The sequence below is a fragment of the Streptomyces sp. Ag109_O5-10 genome (genome assembly GCF_900105755.1).
Taxonomy (GTDB): Bacteria; Actinomycetota; Actinomycetes; order Streptomycetales; family Streptomycetaceae; genus Streptomyces.
This window is the reverse complement of record NZ_FNTQ01000001.1, coordinates 8,718,192-8,735,290: the sequence shown is the minus strand read 5'-3', so window position 1 is coordinate 8,735,290 and position 17,099 is coordinate 8,718,192. Positions and strand designations below refer to the sequence as shown.

Sequence of the window (17,099 nt, the reverse complement as noted above, 5' to 3'; positions counted from 1 at the left end):
GACTCCTACCGGGCGGTATACAGACCCCCGACACACGCGTGCGGGCCGCCCGTCGGGACCGGTTCCGTGCGCGTCCTGGTTCCAGGGGGGATCTCCATGGCGTACGGCATCCCGTCCGACGGTCCGGTAAGACGGCACCGGCGGAGGGCCACCGTGGCGGCGGCGCTGGGCGGCTGCGTCCTGGTGGCCGCGTCCACGGCTCCGGCCGCGGCGCACGGCGGCGACCACGGTCCCGGCCACGACCGCGGCACCGGTTACGTGGCGCTCGGCGACTCCTACACCTCGGGCCCGGCCATCCCGACGCAGGTCGACGCGGGCTGCGCCCGCTCCGACCACAACTACCCCTCGCTGGTGGCGGCGGCCCGGCACGTGAGCGCCTTCAAGGACGTGAGCTGTGCCGGCGCGACCACCGCCGAGATGTGGAAGGCGCAGGGCACCAACGGCCCCCAGCTCGACGCCGTACAGCGCGGCACCGACCTGGTGACCGTCCAGATCGGTGGCAACGACATCGGGTTCAGCTCGATCATCGGCACCTGCGCGGCCCTCAGCTCCAAGGACCTGACCGGCGACCCCTGCCGGCAGTACTACAACGCGTCCGGCACCGACCAGCTGGTGCGCAACATCGTGCAGACCGCGCCCAAGGTCGACAAGGTGCTGCGGGCGATCCGCGCGCGGGCCCCGCACGCCCGGATCCTGGTCGTCGGCTACCCCGACCTGCTGCCCGACGACGGCAGCGGCTGCTACCCGACGGTTCCCTTCGCGGCCAAGGACTTCCCCTACCTCCGCGACACCGGCGAGCGGCTGAACCTCATGCTCCGGCTGGTGGCCGCCTGGAACGGCGCACGGTACGTGGACACGTACGGTCCGACCGTCGGCCACGACATGTGCAAGGCGCCCGCCGACCGCTGGATCGAGCCCCTCCAGCCGGCCTCGCCGGCGGCCCCGGCCCACCCCAACGCGAAGGGCGAGGCGGTCATGGCCCAGGCGGTGCTCAAGCGGCTGGAGCGCCGTTACTGAGCGCTCCGGCGCCGTCTGCCGGCTGCGGCGCCGCCGTGGCCGGTCGCGCGGTTCCCCGCGCCCACGGGGCGCTGGTCACGGGGCGCCGTTCGCCGGCAGTGGTTTGGACGGATAGGTGCGCACCTCAACTCCGCGAGCGGTCTCGGGGGCCGGCCGGCCGGCAGCTCCTGGACTCACTGGTGGGCCTCTGAGCGGACCCGGCGCCCCGACACCACGGGCCGTACGGCCCCGCAGGAGGGACCGCGGAGCGGTTCGCGATAGGTTGACCTGCATGAGCGACAACGTTTATTTCGACATCTCGATCAACAACGAGCCGGCCGGCCGGATCGTGTTCAACCTGTTCGACGACGTGGTGCCCGACACGGCCCGCAACTTCCGTGAGCTCGCCACCGGACAGCACGGCTTCGGGTACGCCGGTTCCGGCTTCCACCGGATCATCCCCCAGTTCATGCTCCAGGGCGGTGACTTCACCCGCGGTGACGGAACCGGCGGCAAGAGCATCTTCGGCGAGAAGTTCAAGGACGAGAACTTCCAGCTCAAGCACGACCGCAAGTACCTGCTGAGCATGGCCAACGCGGGCCCGAACACCAACGGCTCGCAGTTCTTCGTCACCACCGTCGTGACGCCCTGGCTGGACGGCAAGCACGTGGTCTTCGGTGAGGTCGTCGAGGGCCAGGACATCGTCGACAAGATCGAGGGCTACGGCTCCCAGAGCGGTACCCCCAAGGCCAAGGTCGAGATCACGGCGAGCGGCACCGTCTGATCCCGGACCGGCGCCCTTCCACGGGGGACCGGGCGGCTCGCCCGGTCCCCCGAGCCGTCGGTCACCGCGCGCCGCGCTCGCGCCGCGGTTCCGGCTGCGTCGGGGCCCGCCCCGGTGGGGAGCCGTGCGCGGTGAGGTGTTCCAGAACCTCGGCCAGTTCCTTGCAGGCCTCCTCGACGGAGCGCCGGGTGTGGTGCTGCTCGGTGATGACGGCCGACAGCAGCAGCGCGGTCAGCGCCAGCGAGCCGTTGAACAGCTGCAGCTTCAGCATCACGCTCACCGGGGAGAGCCGGGCGAACGCGCCGACGCCGTCCCGCGCGGCGATCGCCGCCATGACCGACGTGAACAGGGCGCACAGCATGCTCCCCGCCAGCCGGAACCGCAGCGCGGCCCAGATCACCACCGGGTAGACGAGGAACAGCGCGCTCAGGGTGCTGTGCGTGGCCACCGTGACCAGGGCGACCGTGACGACCGCGAGGGCCAGTGCCTCCTTCCACCGGGCCGCGGACGGCGGCCGTCGGGCTTCCCAGAGCACCAGCAGGACCGGGGTGACGATCAGTACGCCCATCGCGTCGCCCGCCCACCACGCCAGCCAGATCGACCAGAAGTGGGTCGCGGCGAGCTTGCCGGCCAGGAACAGGGCGACCACGTCGACGGTGGAGCTGACCAGCATGGCGGCCAGCGCACCGAGGAACACCAGGGCGACGCCGTCCCGCAGCCGGCCCAGGTCGGTGCGGAAGCCGACCCGGCGCAGCAGCACGCAGGCGCAGACCGGCCCCGCCGTATTGCCGACCATGATGCCCACGACGTCGGGCCCGGGCGGGCCGAGCGACAGCACGAGGAAGAGGGCACCGAGCGAGACGCCCGGCCAGCAGCCCAGGCCGAAGACCAGCAGACAGGCCAGCGCCACGCCGGTCGACGGATAGACGGGGGTGACGACGGCACCCTGGACGGTGAGCCGGCACAGCAGGCCGAGCCGTCCCGCCGCGACGTAGCAGGTGGCGACGGCCACCGTCCGGAGGGCGAAGACGGCCGGCCGACGCAGCTCCTGGTAACCCACCACACCAGCCATCACACACCGAGGCGGCCGTCTCGGCGAGGCGGGAGCCGTCCGCGGCCGAATCGGCAAAGGCCCGTCGGCACCCGGAGGCTACGGCGCGGCGGCGGGCGGGTCGTCGTGGCCCATGACCAGCACGGCCGCGTCGTCCTCGTGGCCCACCCGTTCCGCGCCCTTGATGACGGCGGCGGCCAGGGACTGCGCCTCGAGGCCGGCCACGGCGGCGAGGCCCGCGAGCCGCACCACCTGGTCGAGCCCCTCCTCGATGGGCATCGACGGCCCCTCCACCACCCCGTCCGTGAGCAGCACGACCACGCCGCCGGTGGTGAGCCGGTGGCGGGCGACGGGGTACTCGGTGCCCGGTTCGATGCCCAGCGGCGGGCCGCACTCGTCCTCTCCGAGGCCGGACTTTCCGTCGGCGGTGGCCCACACGAACGGCACGTGGCCGGCCCGGGCACTCTCCAGCACCCCGGTATCCGGGTCGAGCCGCATGAAGGTGCAGGTCGCGAAGAGGTCACCGCCCAGGGACGCCAGGAGGTCGTTGGTGCGGGCGAGCAGTTCGCCGGGCCCGCCGGTCACTGTGGCGAGCGCCCGCAGGGCCGCCCGGACCTGGCCCATGAAGGCGGCCGCCTCGATGTTGTGTCCCTGGACGTCGCCGATGGACAGGCCGATGCGGCCGTCGGGCAGGGTGAAGGCGTCGTACCAGTCGCCGCCCACGTTGAGCCCGAAGCAGGCGGGCGCGTACCGGACGGCCAGGTGGCAGCCGGGGGTGTCGGGCAGGTCCCGGGGCAGCATGCCGCGCTGGAGGGCGACGGCCAGCTCCACCTGGGAACGCTGGTACTCGGCCCGCTCGCGTGCCTGGGCGGTGAGCGACCTCAGTCTGGCCAGCAGCTCGTCGTCGTCCGTTGCGCGCTTGCGGGGCATGGATCTCTCCGCCCGAGGCTTCGTCCTACCAGGGCAAACCCCTAGGTTGTGACCTCTACAGGATCATAGTGCGAACGGCGGCCGGCCGAGCGGACGCCGGCGGCGACGGCCGGGCACGGCCGGCCGCCGCCGGACGGACCCGTTCACCCCTCGCGCATGCCGTCCGGGCGGCGGGCCGCACGCAGCGTGCCGACCTTCTTGAGCAGCCGGTCCGCCGGGTCGCGCAGCCGGGGATGGGCGAGGACGGTGTTGCGCAGCCCGCGGACCGGCCGGCGCCACAGGCGGTGCGCCGCGGCCACCGGATGGGTGCGGGTGGCGAAGCCCTCGCCCACCCGCAGTTCGCGGGTCTTGAGCCAGTCCTTGTACTCCTTGTCGCCACGCCCGAGGTCGACGAGGGTGACACCGCCGCGGGCCGCCGCCTCGGCGGTGCGCAGATGCATCATCAGCCCCGGTGAGTAGTAGTGCAGCTCGGGGTCGTAGGCGGTGAACCAGGCGGCGAGCACGGTGGCCGACCGCGGGCCGAAGTGCGCGGCCACCGGCCGGTCGCCGGCGTAGAGCACGGACAGCAGTCCGGTGAAGTGTTCCTCGCGGACGTGGAAGAGGTGGTCCACCAGGTCGACGATCCAGGGGCGGGCGAAGCGGTCCATGCGGCCGGTCCGCCGGTACTGGGCGGACTTCCAGCGCATCAGGGTGCGCAGGGCCGCGGGGTCGCGCTCGTCGGGCTCGAAGCGCAGGTCGCCGAGGTCGCGGCCGAGGCGCCGTTCCTTCTTCAGCGTGGTCTTCGCCAGGCCCGGGTAGGTTGCGCGCAGCCACTCGGGGTAACCGCCGTCGCCGGGCTTCACGTCGATCACCGGCGAGGCGAAGGTGCCGGTCACATGAGGGGCGAAAGGTCTCTGTTCGGCGACCAGGTGGTCGAACTCGAAGATGGACATCCCGCAGGCGCTCAGCAGCTCCTGGGCGTCCCAGAGGACTCCGGGCCGGTGCACCAGCGCCTGGCAGTCGGAGAGGCCGAGGCCGACGGCCCGGCCGACCCCCAGGGCGTTGCGCTCGTACGGGAGGAAGCCGACGGGTTCGCCGCCCTCGCGCAGGACCGCCACCCGTACACCGGCCCGGTGCCTGCCGACGCCGATGGTGAACTCCGGGGCCAGAAAGGGGTTGGCGTACTCCGGTGACTCGTCCATCGCGTGGTGCCAGGCCCGGCGGAGCGGCTCGGTCAGCTCGCCGGGTCTGTGGATCGTGATGTCCACCTCAGATCAACCGCCCCTCGGCCGACGAGGTGTGTGAAGCATGACTGCACTGGCCTCTGGATCGCATGGGCGACCGCTCCCCCCCCAAAAACGCGTATTCCGCGTTCTGCCGTTTCTACGAACAGCTTCTGTTCCCCGCTGTGCTCTTTCGTTCCCGGACCGGCGACGGGGTCGCCGGTCCGGGGGTGTCGCTCAAACGTCGCGAAACAGTACGCACGATGTCAAGAGTGCCACTGTCGGGGCAGGTTGGGGGTGGGTGACTCGGACTTTCCCGGCCCTTTCCATCGGGTCGCCACCGGACCGCCGACGCCTGCGGCCGAGCAGCCCCCCGAGCGTTTCCTATAGGATTCGTGCCCCTCCTTCACGCAAGGCTCCCGCGCTTGTCGAATCACCGCAGATAGAGGCGATTCTCGCCGCAGACCTTGACGCACGCATCCGCCTGCCCCACGATCGCCGCATCGATTTCCTATCTGATCCGGAAGGGGTGGGCGATGTAGTTCCCGACCAGATCCGTCCTGTCCGCGGCTGTACCTCTCGTGCGGCTGACCGCCTCGAAAGCGCCCGCGGAGCCCGCAGAGCGCGCAGAACCCAAAGGAGAACGGACATTGATGAGCAGCACCATCACGGCCGCGACCGCCCGGCTGGTCGACATCGCCGTCGAGACGGACCGCACCGACGCGGTGCAGTCCTTCGTCAAACAGGAGACGATCCTGGTCGACCTGGCGATGGCGGACGGTCTCGCGGGTACCGGCTACGCGTACACGATCGGCACCGGCGGCACCTCCGTCCTGGCCCTCCTGCGGGACCATCTGCTGCCCGCCCTCGTCGGGCAGGACGCCCGCAACGTCGAGGCGCTGTGGCAGCGGCTGTTCGCCCTGACCCGAGCCACCACCACCGGCGCCATCACCTCCCTCGCCCTCGCCGCCGTCGACACCGCCCTGTGGGACGCGCGCTGCAAGCGGGCCGGGGAACCGCTGTGGCGGCTGGCCGGCGGGCACCGCCGGGAGGTGCCGGTCTACGACACCGAGGGCGGCTGGCTCCACCTGAGCACCGAGGACCTGGTCAAGGGCGCCCTGCGGGCCCAGGAAGCGGGCTGGGCCGGCGTCAAGATCAAGGTGGGCAAGCCGCATCCCGCCGAGGACGCGGAGCGGCTGCGCGCCGTACGCGAGGCGGTCGGGCCCACGCTGCACGTCATGACCGACGCCAACCAGTCCCAGACGGCCTCCTCGGTGCTCCGGCTCGCGGCCGCGCTGGAGCCGTACGACCCGTACTGGCTGGAGGAGCCGCTGCCCGCGGACGACATCAGCGGCCACGCCCGACTCGCGCGGGCGACCCGGATCCCGGTGGCGGTCGGCGAGTCGATGTACTCGCTCATGCAGTTCCGCAGCTACCTGGAGACCGGTGCCGCCTCCGTCGTCCAGGCCGACGCCGCGCGGATCGGCGGTATCACCCCGTGGCTGAAGGTCGCGCACCTGGCCGAGAGCCACAACGTGGCGGTGTGCCCGCACTTCCTGATGGAGCTGCACGTCAGCCTCGCCGCCGCGGTGCCCAACGGCGGCTTCGTCGAGTACATCCCGCAACTGCGGGCCGTGACCCGGACCGAGCTGGCCATCCGCGACGGCCTGGCCGTGGCCCCGGACGAGCCGGGCATCGGCATCGACTGGGACCCGGACGCGCTCGACGACCGAAGGGTGGCATGACGACCTCCGTGAGTCCCCCGGACGCGGCCCCCAAGGAGGAGACCACCGGTCACCGGATGCCGTTCTGGGGCGACCAGCGGCTCGGTTATGGCGGCGCACCGCACCCAATCAGGCGCCGGCTCCGGAGGCGGCCCCGGGCGAGTGGTGGGTCACCGCGGAACAGGTGTTCCTCAGGGAGTGACCGGTCCTGTGACGCCGTCGCGGCCCTCGTCCTCGCCGCCGTCGTCCTCTTCGCCGCCGTCCGGGAGCTGGCGTTCCATGCTGCGGGTGAGGTGCTCGGTCATCGCCTCGGCCGCCCGCTCGGGGTTGCGGCGGAGCACGGCCCGGACGATCCGCTCGTGCTCGGCGACGGTCGGGCCGCCGGCGCCGACGACGCCGCCGAGCCGGAAGATGTGCAGGTGCGCGTGGAGGCGCTGTACGGCATCCGCGAGGAGCGGCCGGTGCGCGGCCTGTCCGATCGCCTCGTGGAAGCGCTGGTCGAGGGCGGCGAAGTCGCGGTAGGACGCGTACCGCCCGTTGGGGCTCGGCTGGTCCTGCATCTCCTCCACGATCCGTTCCAGACCGTCGAGTTGCTCCTCGGTGGCGTTGGCCGCGGCCAGGGCGGCGGCCCGCGGTTCCAGTAGCAGCCGCATCTCGAAGAGTTCCGCGAGGCCCTGACGGGTCAGCAGCTCGGTGGCCCGGTACCCGGACAGGGCGCGCTTGACCACGAGGCCGTCGGACTCCAGCCGGGCCAGCGCCTCCCGGACCGGGGTGGGCGAGACACCGAGGGTGCGGGAGAGCGCGTCGATGCCGACGCGGGCGCCGGGGGCGATCTCGTGGTCCATGACCATCGCCTTGATGCTCTCGTACACGCTGTCCGACAGCGCCTGCCGGACGGGGGGCGGCCCGCCGGGTCCGTCGCCGTCGCCCGGGACCCCGGCCGCGGAAGAGCTGTGCGGCGGCATCCCGGCTCCCCCTTCTCAAGGCCTGCGTGTCGCCCAGAGTTTACCCGGGTGACCGGACCGGGCGGCACGGAAGTCCTGATCAGCGGGCCGTCGCCACCGAAGCGCACCGGCGGGACCGGTTCCGCACCGTTCTCGCGGAACATTCCCGTCGGCTCGCACTGGCGTGCTATGACCGGTGTCATGGAGACCGTGGCGGCCGAGCCCGTAACCCCGTCCACCCCACGCCCCGTCCGGGTGCCGACGATGGTGCAGGGGTGGCACCGACTGACCTTCCTGCACTGGCCGGTGGCGCCGGAGAAGGTGGCGGGGCTGCTGCCCGCCGGCACCCGCCCGGACACCCTGGACGGGGTCACCTACGTCGGGCTCGTCCCGTTCCTGATGCGGGGCACGGGCTTCGGGCCGGGGCCGGGACTGCCGTATCTGGGCACCTTCTGCGAGACGAACGTACGGCTGTACTCGGTGGACGGGCAGGGCCGGCGCGGGGTGGTGTTCAGGTCGCTGGACGCGACCCGGCTGCTCCCGGTGCTGGTGGGCCGGCTGGGGTTCGGACTGCCGTACGTCTGGTCCGCGATGCGGCTGCGCCGGGAGGGCGATGTGGTCACCTACACCTGTCGGCGGCGGCGCCCGGCGGCCGCGAGCCGGGCGGTCGTGCGGATCGGGGCGCCGGTCGGCGAGCCGTCGACGCTGGAACACTTCCTCACCGCCCGCTGGGGGCTGCACGTGACCTGGCACGGCCGCACCGCGCACCTGCCGAACGAGCATGCCCCCTGGCCGCTGCACCGGGCGGAACTCCTGCGGCTGGACGACGAGTTGGTGGAGGCGGCCGGCCTGCCGGCGATGGCCGGGCCACCGGTCAGCGTGCTCTGGTCGCCCGGCGTGAAGGTGCGGTTCGGGACGCTGGAACTGCTCCGCCCGACCAGGTAAAGAAATCGTATGGTCTAGTCCAAAGTGGGCTTTGGTCCAGTCCAATTCATTGACGTGACCGCGACACCTCCGGAAGCTGGGACCCACCCACCTCCCCCGGCCCCCCTGGAGGCACCAGTGAGACCCCTTCGCGCATGTCTGGGCGCGGCGGCCGCCGTCACCCTCGCCGCCGCCGGCGCCACCGCCCTCGTCGCGAGCAACGCCTCGGGCGCGACCAGCTCGCTGAGCAACCGGTGGTACGCGGCCGCCCCCTACCTGATGCCGCTGGACAACAACCCGCCGGACGCGGCCGCCATCATGGACGCCACCGGGCTCAAGGCCTTCCAGCTGGCGTTCGTCCTGGCCCCCAGCGGCGGCGGCTGCTCGCCCACCTGGGGCGGCACCGCGGCGGTCTCCTCGGACACCGCCGTCCAGTCGGTGATCAACACGATCCGCGCGAAGGGCGGCGACGTCTCCGTCTCCATCGGCGGCTACGGCGGCACCAAGCTGGGGCAGACCTGCGCGGACGCGGCCTCCACCGCGGCGGCCTACCAGCAGGTCATCACCAAGTACGGGCTGCACGCGATCGACTTCGACCTGGAGGAGCCGGAGTACGAGAACACCGCGGCGATCAAGAACGAGATCGGCGCCGCGAAGATCCTCCAGCAGAACAACCCCGGCCTGTACGTCTCGGTGACGACGGCCGGCACCGCGGACGGCACCGGCTGGTTCGGCAAGCAGATGCTGCTGGAGGCGAAGTCGCAGGGGTTCACGCCCAACAACTTCTCCATCATGCCCTTCGACGGCGGCTTCAGCGGGGCGGCCTCGCAGACCAGCGCGCTCACCAACTTCAACTCGATCCTGCAGTCCACCTTCGGCTGGGACCAGGCGACCGCCTACGCCCACGAGGGTTTCTCCGGGATGAACGGGCGCAGCGACACCGGTGAGTACTTCACCCAGGCCGACTTCCAGACCGTGCTCGACTACGCGACGAGCCACAACATGGACCGGTTCACGTTCTGGTCCCTGAACCGCGACCGCCAGTGCAGCCCGGTCGACAACAATGGCACCACGTCCGGGACCTGCTCCAGCGTGGCGCAGGGCGCCTGGGACTTCGCCAAGTTCTCGGTGAAGTTCGCCGGGGTCACCCCGCCGACCACCACGCCCACCCCGACGCCGACCCCGACGCCCACGCCCACCTCGTGCAAGACGGCCTGGAGCGCGACCGCGGTGTACACGGCCGGGAACGAGGTCTCGTACAACAGCCACAACTGGAAGGCCAAGTGGTGGACCCAGAACGAGGTGCCCGGCGCCTCGGAGTGGGGCCCCTGGCAGGACGAGGGCGCCTGCTGAACCTCTTGACGTGACTGGTCCGGACCTTTAGCTTCACGGGTCATCGGCGGTTACGGATGCGTCCGGAGTTCACGGATATGAACAGCAATGGGTTCCGGGCGCATCCCTCTGACGAAAGGACCCCCCACGTGAACCGTTCCCGGCTGCTCGCGGCACCCACCGCCGCGGGTCTCGCGCTCGCCCTCACCGTGCTGTTCGGCGGGAGCGCGGACGCGGCGAACCCGAACGTCGCGCCCGGCGGCAACTTCGACCTGTCCATATGGCAGCTCCAGGAGCCGGTCGGCTCCCCCGGCTCGCCGACCACCATCCCCTCGTCCCGGCTGCAGGGCGCGAACGGCTACCAGGACGCGTACTTCTACACCGACACCCGCGACGGGGCGATGACCTTCTGGGCGCCCGAGAAGGGCGTCACCACCCCGAACTCCAACTACGCCCGCTCCGAACTGCGCGAGATGAACCGGGACGGCAGCGCCGCCAACTGGTCGCTGAGCGGCAGCCACAGGATGAGCGCGACGCTGCGGGTGGTCTCGGTGACGAAGAACGTCTGCGTGGGCCAGATCCACCTCGGCACCGGCGGCTCCTCCACCAAGCCGCTGCTCGAGCTGTACTACCACTCCAACGGCGACATCGTGCTGGGCACCGAGAACTCCCCGGACGGCGGCCAGACCACGCACAGCGTGGGCCACGTGTCGATCGGCAAGACCTGGACGTACACCATCGCGGTCTCGGGTGGGAACACCATCGACCTGACGGTCAACGGCACCACGACCCACTACGCCATCCCGTCCTCCTTCAATCCGTACAAGCAGTACTTCAAGGCCGGCTCGTACAACCAGTCGTCCTCCGACAGCACGACCAACGGCGCCCGGGTCGCGTTCTACGGCCTGACCGTCAAACACGGCTGAGTCCCCCCGGTCCTCCGGCCGGCGGACGCCCCCGAACCGCGGCCGGTGCCCGGCGTCCCGGCACCGGCCGCGGAGGAGGGCTCCACCGGCGGGCACGACCTGAACGGACTGCCGAATACTCCGCAAGTGGTACATCCCGCATCCCGGTCGTAGCGTCGAAGAGGACCTGTACGACCTAGCGGGCGGGAGCGACCATGCGACCAGTGGTGGGAACGGCGATCGGACTCGGGGCGGCCCTGCTGCTTACGGCGGGCATGACGACGGCCTCCGCGACGCCGCCGACACCGCCCGCGGCGCGGGCCTCGGCCCAGCATCCGGTGCTCGTCGACTGCCTCTGGCACCAGCGGTACCGGCCGAGCGACTTCATCCTGGCCTGCGGGGACGGCAACAGCCTCCTCACCGGTATGCACTGGACGCAGTGGAACGACACCACGGCGGTCGCCCAGGGCGTGAACGTGGTGAACGACTGCAAGCCGTACTGCGCGGCCGGGAAGTTCCACAAGTACCCGGTGACCGTACGGCTCGACCGCCCGGCGGCCTGGACGAAGCACCCGAACGTAGCGCACTTCACACGGCTGAACCTGACCTACTCCGGTGCCAAGCCGGAAGGGTACGCGCAGGTCATGAAGTACGCCATGTGGAACTGAGCGGGGCCGTCACCCGGCTGCGCGGCATGCGGGGCCAGGCCGTGCGCCGGGCGGGCGACGTCGCGGCCACGGCTGCCGCGGCCCGGGGTCGGGAAGGCGTCATGTTGGTGTGACCGGTACGCCGGAGTCTTGCGCTCCCGTCGAAAGAGGTCACATGCCCCGATTCCCCCGCCGGGCCGTCGTCGCCCCGGCCGTGGTCGCGATCGGCCTGCTCGCGGCGGTTCCGGCCGCGAGCGACGAGCCGGTCCTCTCCCGCCCGCACACCGTCGCCCATTTCGATCTGGCCCAGGGGCAGACGCCCGAGAGCGTCGTCGCGGAGCAGGGCGGCTCGGTCGACATGTCCTTCGCGTTCGCCCGGCAGGTCGTCAAGGTCACCCGGGAGCGCCGGGTCCGTGTCCTCGCCACCCTGCCCGACGAAAGCCACCCGCGGACGCCCCTGGTGAGCAGCGCGGTCACGCACGGCCTGGCCCGCGCCCACGACGGCACGCTGTACGTCAACTACGCCACCGGCACCAGCAGGACCGGCGTCTGGCGGATCCCGGCGGGCGGCGGCTCGCCCGAGCAGATCGCCCAGCTGCCGGCGGACGGCCTGCCCAACGGTCTGGCCCTCGACGAGCGGCACGGCGTCCTCTACGCCGCCGACTCGGCGCTGGGCACGGTGTGGCGCATCCCGCAGTCGGGTGGCACGCCCACCGCCTGGGCCACCGGCGCCGACCTCTCCGGACTCCCGTCGGCCACCGGCTTCGGCGCCAACGGGGTCAAGGTGCACAAGGACGCGGTGTGGGTCACCAACACCGACCGGGGCACGCTGCTGCGCATCCCGGTCGGCGCGGACGGCTCGGCCGGGCCCATCGGGACGAGGGCGACCGGCCTCACCGGGGTCGACGACTTCGTCTTCCCCGGGCACTCGGACCTCGTGCTCGCCGCGCTGAGCCCGTCCAACGAGGTCGCGCTGGTCGCCCCGGACGGCAGCCACGCCGGCGTCCTGACGGTGCAGGAGGGGCTGTCCAACCCGACCTCGCTGGCGGTCCGCGGCCGGGACGTGTTCGTGGCGAGCGCCGCCTACTTCACCCAGCGCGACCCCAACCTGCTCAAGGCCCTGCTGGGCGCCCACTTCTCCCGCTCGTAGCCGGGGAGGGCCGGGCGGACCCGGCCCTCGTGCGGGCCGGCCTCAGGCGATCTCGACCAGCAGGTCGCCGCCCTCCACCTGCTGGATGCGGTTGATGGCGAGCCGGGAGATGCGGCCGGCCTTCGGGGCGGTGATGGTGGCCTCCATCTTCATGGCCTCGATCGTGGCCACGGTGGCACCGGCCTCGACCTCCGCGCCCTCCTCCACCGCGAGGGTGACGACACCGGCGAACGGGGCCGCGACATGGCCGGGGTCGGAACGGTCGGCCTTCTCGGTGACCGGGACGTCGGAGGCCGCCGCACGGTCGCGGATCTGGATCGGCCGCAGCTGCCCGTTGAGGCTCGACATCACCGTGCGCATGCCGCGCTCGTCGGCCTCGCCGACCGCCTGGAGCTCGATGAGCAGCCGGACGCCGGGCTCCAGGTCGACCGCGTACTCCTTGCCCGGGCGCAGGCCGTAGAAGAAGTCCTTGCTGTCGAGGACGCTGGTGTCGCCGTACGTCTGCCGGTGGGTCTCGAACTCGCGGGTGGGGGCCGGGAACAGCAGCCGGTTGAGGGTCGTGCGGGGCTCCTTGGCCAGGCCCTCGCGGTCCTCGGCGGTCAGCTCGGGCGCCGGCTTCGCGGCGGCGCGGCCCTGGAGGGCCTTGGTGCGGAACGGCTCCGGCCAGCCGCCGGGCGGGGTGCCCAGCTCGCCGCGGAGGAAGCCGATGACCGAGTCGGGGATGTCGAACCGGTCGGGGGTCGACTCGAAGTCCTCCGGACTCACCCCGGCGCCGACCAGGTGCAGGGCGAGGTCGCCGACCACCTTGGAGGACGGGGTCACCTTGACCAGCCGGCCGAGGATCCGGTCGGCGGCCTCGTACATGGCCTCGATGTCCTCGAAGCGGTCGCCGAGGCCGAGCGCGACGGCCTGGGTGCGCAGGTTGGAGAGCTGACCGCCGGGGATCTCGTGGTGGTAGACGCGGCCGGTCGGCGAGGCGAGGCCCGCCTCGAAGGGGGCGTAGACCTTGCGGACGCTCTCCCAGTACGGCTCCAGGTCCTCGACCGCCCGCAGGTCGAGCCCGGTGGGACGCTCCGAGTGGTCGGTCGCGGCCACGATCGCCGACAGGGACGGCTGCGAGGTCGTACCGGCCATGGAGGCCACCGCGCCGTCCACCGCGTCCGCACCCGCCTGGATCGCGGCGAGGTAGGTGGCGAGCTGGCCGCCCGCGGTGTCGTGGGTGTGCAGGTGGACCGGGAGGTCGAACTCGCTGCGCAGCGCCGAGACCAGCTTGGCCGCGGCCGGGGCGCGCAGCAGGCCGGCCATGTCCTTGACGGCGAGGACGTGCGCGCCCGCCTCGACGATCTGCTCGGCGAGCCGCAGGTAGTAGTCGAGGGTGTAGAGGCGCTCGTCCGGGTCGGACAGGTCGGCGGTGTAGCAGAGGGCCACCTCGGCGACGGCGGTGCCCGTCTCGCGTACGGCCTGGATGGCGGGGCGCATCTGGTTGACGTCGTTGAGGGCGTCGAAGATGCGGAAGATGTCGATGCCGGTGGCGGCGGCCTCGTGGACGAAGGCGTCGCTCACCTCCGTCGGGTACGGGGTGTAGCCGACGGTGTTGCGGCCGCGCAGCAGCATCTGCAGGCAGATGTTGGGGACGGCCTCGCGCAGGGCGGCGAGGCGCTCCCAGGGGTCCTCGGCGAGGAAGCGGAGCGCGACGTCGTAGGTGGCGCCGCCCCAGCACTCCAGCGACAGGAGTTCGGGCAGGGTGCGGGCGACGACCGGGGCGACGGCGAGGAGGTCCTTGGTGCGCACGCGAGTGGCGAGCAGGGACTGGTGGGCGTCGCGGAAGGTGGTGTCGGTGATGCCGATGGTGGGCGACTCGCGCAGCCAGCGGGCGAAGCCCTCCGGGCCGGCCTCGACCAGCCGCTGCCGCGACCCGGCCGGCGGCTCGCCCGCGGGCAGCGGGGGCAGCTTGGTGGTCGACTCGATCAGATGGGGGCGCTCGCCGTGCGGCTTGTTGACGGTGACGTCGGCCAGGTAGGTGAGCAGCTTGGTGCCGCGGTCGGCGGAGGAGCGGGCGGTGAGCAGGTGCGGGCGCTGCTCGATGAACGAGGTGGTGATCCGGCCCGCCTGGAAGTCCGGGTCGTCCAGGACGGCCTGGAGGAACGGGATGTTGGTGGCGACGCCGCGGATGCGGAACTCGGCGACGGCGCGCCGGGCGCGGCCGATGGCGGCCTTGAAGTCCCGGCCCCGGCAGGTGAGCTTGACCAGCATGGAGTCGAAGTGCGCGCTGATCTCCGTGCCGGCGTGGGTGGTGCCGCCGTCGAGCCGGATGCCGGAGCCGCCCGGGGAGCGGTAGGCGCTGATGCGGCCGGTGTCGGGGCGGAAGCCGTTGGCGGGGTCCTCGGTGGTGATGCGGCACTGGAGAGCGGCGCCGTGCAGTTTCACCGTCTCCTGGGAGAGGCCGAGGTCGGCCAGGGTCTCGCCGGAGGCGATGCGCATCTGGGCCTGGACCAGGTCGACGTCGGTGACCTCCTCGGTGACCGTGTGCTCGACCTGGATGCGGGGGTTCATCTCGATGAAGACGTGGTTGCCTTCGCGGTCGAGGAGGAACTCGACGGTGCCGGCGTTGCGGTAGCCGATCTCGCGGGCGAAGCGGACGGCGTCGGCGCAGATGCGGTCGCGCAGGGCGGGGTCGAGGTTGGGCGCGGGGGCCAGCTCGATGACCTTCTGGTGGCGGCGCTGGAGCGAGCAGTCCCGCTCGAAGAGGTGGATGACGTTGCCCTCGCCGTCGGCGAGGATCTGCACCTCGATGTGGCGGGGGTCGACGACGGCCTTCTCCAGGAAGACGGTCGGGTCGCCGAACGCGGAGGCCGCCTCCCGGGAGGCCTGTTCGATCGACTCGCGCAGCGCGGCCGGGTCCTCGACCCGGCGCATGCCGCGGCCACCGCCGCCGGCCACGGCCTTGACGAAGACCGGGAAGCCGATCTCGTCAGCCGCGCGGACCAGTTCGTCGATGTCGTTGGAGGGCTGGGAGGAGCCGAGCACCGGTACGCCGGCCGCACGGGCGGCGGCGACCGCGCGGGCCTTGTTGCCCGTCAGTTCCAGCGTCTGGGCGTTGGGCCCGACGAAGGTGATGCCCGCCTCCTCGCAGGCGCGGGCGAGTTCGGGGTTCTCGGAGAGGAAGCCGTAGCCGGGGTAGACGGCGTCGGCCCCGGCCTGCCGGGCGGCGGCCACGATCTCCTCGACGGAGAGATAGGCCCGTACCGGATGTCCCGGTTCCCCGATCTCGTAGGCCTCGTCGGCCTTGAGCCGGTGCAGCGAGTTGCGGTCCTCGTAGGGGAAGACGGCGACCGTGCGCGCACCCAACTCGTAGCCCGCGCGGAATGCGCGGATGGCGATCTCTCCACGGTTGGCGACCAGCACCTTGCGGAACATCCCTGGATCCCTTCAGCCTGCCGGCGACGAACACCATGGTGTCAGCCGCGCCCTGCCGTAGCCCGCGCAACATTAGGGGTTGGCCGGACCGGCTGAAGTGCGAAAACCATCACATTGACGTGGGTGAGCAGTTCGGCGGGTCAGCCGCGTGACATATGGGGTTTCGGGGAAGCCGGCAGGGTTGGGGAGTTCGCGGGGCGGCGCGGGGCGGGTACGGAGTGGCGCGGTGGGCCCGGGCGGGGTACCGGCGGGTCGGACCGGGGCGGCCGCTGTGCGGCGTCGAGGCGGCCGGCGAGGCGGGCCAACAGCGGCAGCCTGCGGCCGTGCAGCAGGCCGAGGACGAGCGCGGCGGCCACGGCGATCAGGTGCTCGCGGCCCGCGAGGTTCGGTACGGCGACGGACTCCCACACCATCGAGCCGCCGGTGAGGGTGAAGACGACGGGGGCGCGCCGCACCACCGCCAGGTAGGTGAAGAGGCCCACCACGGCGGCGGACGGCCCCGTGTCGAGGATCCGGCCGGCCTCCGGGGGCAGTCCGAGACCCCACCAGCCGGGGCCGAGCGCGACCATCACCCGGGCGGTCATCGTGCCGGCCAGGGTGGTGAGGTACGCGACGGCGAGGGTGCGGCCGCGGCCGAGGGCGAGTTCGGCGAGCGCGAAGGCGAGGAAGAGCTGGGTGATGCCCGCCCAGACCGGCAGGTCGAGCGCCGGGACGTAGAGCGAGACCGGGGTGCGCAGCAGGGAGAGCCACAGGGGCAGGTCGGCAGTGACGCCGCCGAGGTGCCACACCAGCCGCCGGCCGAAGGGGTGCTGGGCGATGCCGTGGAAGAAGATGACGCCGAACGCGGCCACGAACGCCAGCACGAGCCCGGACAGCCCGCGCCGCACCAGCTGCCGTACCGGGTCCACCACGACGGCGTGCCATTCGCCGCGCAGCGTGTGCCGCACGAACCGGACCGCCCACGCGGCCACCCGGCCCCAGTCGCCTGCCATGAAAGGCATCGCCCCCCTCGACACCGTCCCCGTCGTCGGCCTGCGCACTCCAAGAGGTTCTCCGCGCCCGGGGCGTTCCACGCGTCATCGTATAGACGTTT

General features: G+C 72.1%; 14 protein-coding genes. 8 read left to right on the top strand and 6 right to left on the bottom strand.

The annotated features are described in order from the left end of the window. The first annotated feature begins 96 nt into the window (after window positions 1-96). On the top strand, window positions 97-1,017 hold the full coding sequence (locus tag BLW82_RS39795; protein WP_093506927.1) for an SGNH/GDSL hydrolase family protein: 921 nt from the start codon (window positions 97-99) through the stop codon (window positions 1,015-1,017). 271 nt (window positions 1,018-1,288) lie between these two features. Then, window positions 1,289-1,780 (top strand): peptidylprolyl isomerase, encoded by a 492-nt coding sequence (locus BLW82_RS39790; protein WP_093506925.1) that lies wholly within the window; start codon window positions 1,289-1,291, stop codon window positions 1,778-1,780. A 61-nt stretch (window positions 1,781-1,841) separates the two neighbouring features. On the opposite strand, the gene BLW82_RS39785 is transcribed toward BLW82_RS39790, so the two are convergent. The 3 genes from BLW82_RS39785 to BLW82_RS39775 all read right to left on the bottom strand — a co-directional run bounded on the left by BLW82_RS39785 (window position 1,842) and on the right by BLW82_RS39775 (window position 5,008). Then, window positions 1,842-2,843, bottom strand: a complete 1,002-nt coding sequence (locus BLW82_RS39785) for an MASE1 domain-containing protein (RefSeq protein ID WP_093506923.1) — start codon at window positions 2,841-2,843, stop codon at window positions 1,842-1,844. A gap of 87 nt (window positions 2,844-2,930) precedes the next feature. Beyond that, a complete protein-coding gene (locus BLW82_RS39780) occupies window positions 2,931-3,761 on the bottom strand; it encodes a PP2C family protein-serine/threonine phosphatase (RefSeq protein ID WP_093506921.1) in 831 nt (276 codons plus the stop codon). A gap of 143 nt (window positions 3,762-3,904) precedes the next feature. Beyond that, window positions 3,905-5,008, bottom strand: a complete 1,104-nt coding sequence (locus BLW82_RS39775; protein WP_093506919.1) for a GNAT family N-acetyltransferase — start codon at window positions 5,006-5,008, stop codon at window positions 3,905-3,907. 608 nt (window positions 5,009-5,616) lie between these two features. On the opposite strand from BLW82_RS39775, the gene BLW82_RS39770 reads away from it, so the two are divergent. Beyond that, window positions 5,617-6,708 carry a mandelate racemase/muconate lactonizing enzyme family protein gene (locus BLW82_RS39770; RefSeq protein ID WP_093506917.1) on the top strand — a complete coding sequence of 364 codons (1,092 nt, stop codon included), beginning with the start codon at window positions 5,617-5,619 and terminating at the stop codon, window positions 6,706-6,708. A gap of 170 nt (window positions 6,709-6,878) precedes the next feature. On the opposite strand, the gene BLW82_RS39760 is transcribed toward BLW82_RS39770, so the two are convergent. After that, on the bottom strand, window positions 6,879-7,652 hold the full coding sequence (locus tag BLW82_RS39760) for a GntR family transcriptional regulator (protein WP_093506915.1): 774 nt from the start codon (window positions 7,650-7,652) through the stop codon (window positions 6,879-6,881). Window positions 7,653-7,832: 180 nt separating this feature from the next. Here BLW82_RS39760 and BLW82_RS39755 point away from each other — a divergent pair, with 180 nt between their 5' ends. The 5 genes from BLW82_RS39755 (at window position 7,833) to BLW82_RS39735 (ending at window position 12,589) form a co-directional block, all read left to right on the top strand. Next, window positions 7,833-8,576, top strand: a complete 744-nt coding sequence (locus BLW82_RS39755; protein ID WP_177233216.1) for a YqjF family protein — start codon at window positions 7,833-7,835, stop codon at window positions 8,574-8,576. 117 nt (window positions 8,577-8,693) lie between these two features. Further along, window positions 8,694-9,908, top strand: coding sequence for a carbohydrate-binding protein (locus BLW82_RS39750; RefSeq protein ID WP_093506913.1), 1,215 nt, complete (start codon window positions 8,694-8,696; stop codon window positions 9,906-9,908). 128 nt (window positions 9,909-10,036) lie between these two features. Continuing rightward, window positions 10,037-10,813 (top strand): polysaccharide lyase family 7 protein, encoded by a 777-nt coding sequence (locus BLW82_RS39745; RefSeq protein WP_093506911.1) that lies wholly within the window; start codon window positions 10,037-10,039, stop codon window positions 10,811-10,813. 194 nt (window positions 10,814-11,007) lie between these two features. Beyond that, window positions 11,008-11,460, top strand: a complete 453-nt coding sequence (locus tag BLW82_RS39740) for a hypothetical protein (protein ID WP_093506909.1) — start codon at window positions 11,008-11,010, stop codon at window positions 11,458-11,460. A 154-nt stretch (window positions 11,461-11,614) separates the two neighbouring features. After that, window positions 11,615-12,589: an SMP-30/gluconolactonase/LRE family protein gene (locus BLW82_RS39735; protein ID WP_093506907.1), complete on the top strand. Its 975-nt coding sequence runs from the start codon at window positions 11,615-11,617 to the stop codon at window positions 12,587-12,589. A 42-nt stretch (window positions 12,590-12,631) separates the two neighbouring features. On the opposite strand, the gene BLW82_RS39730 is transcribed toward BLW82_RS39735, so the two are convergent. Together BLW82_RS39730 and BLW82_RS39725 are read right to left on the bottom strand one after the other, a co-directional pair. Beyond that, complete coding sequence (locus BLW82_RS39730; protein ID WP_093506905.1) at window positions 12,632-16,006, bottom strand: pyruvate carboxylase; 3,375 nt, start codon at window positions 16,004-16,006, stop codon at window positions 12,632-12,634. Window positions 16,007-16,146: 140 nt separating this feature from the next. Then, window positions 16,147-17,007, bottom strand: a complete 861-nt coding sequence (locus tag BLW82_RS39725) for a hypothetical protein (RefSeq protein WP_256216109.1) — start codon at window positions 17,005-17,007, stop codon at window positions 16,147-16,149. Between the last annotated feature and the right edge of the window lie 92 nt (window positions 17,008-17,099).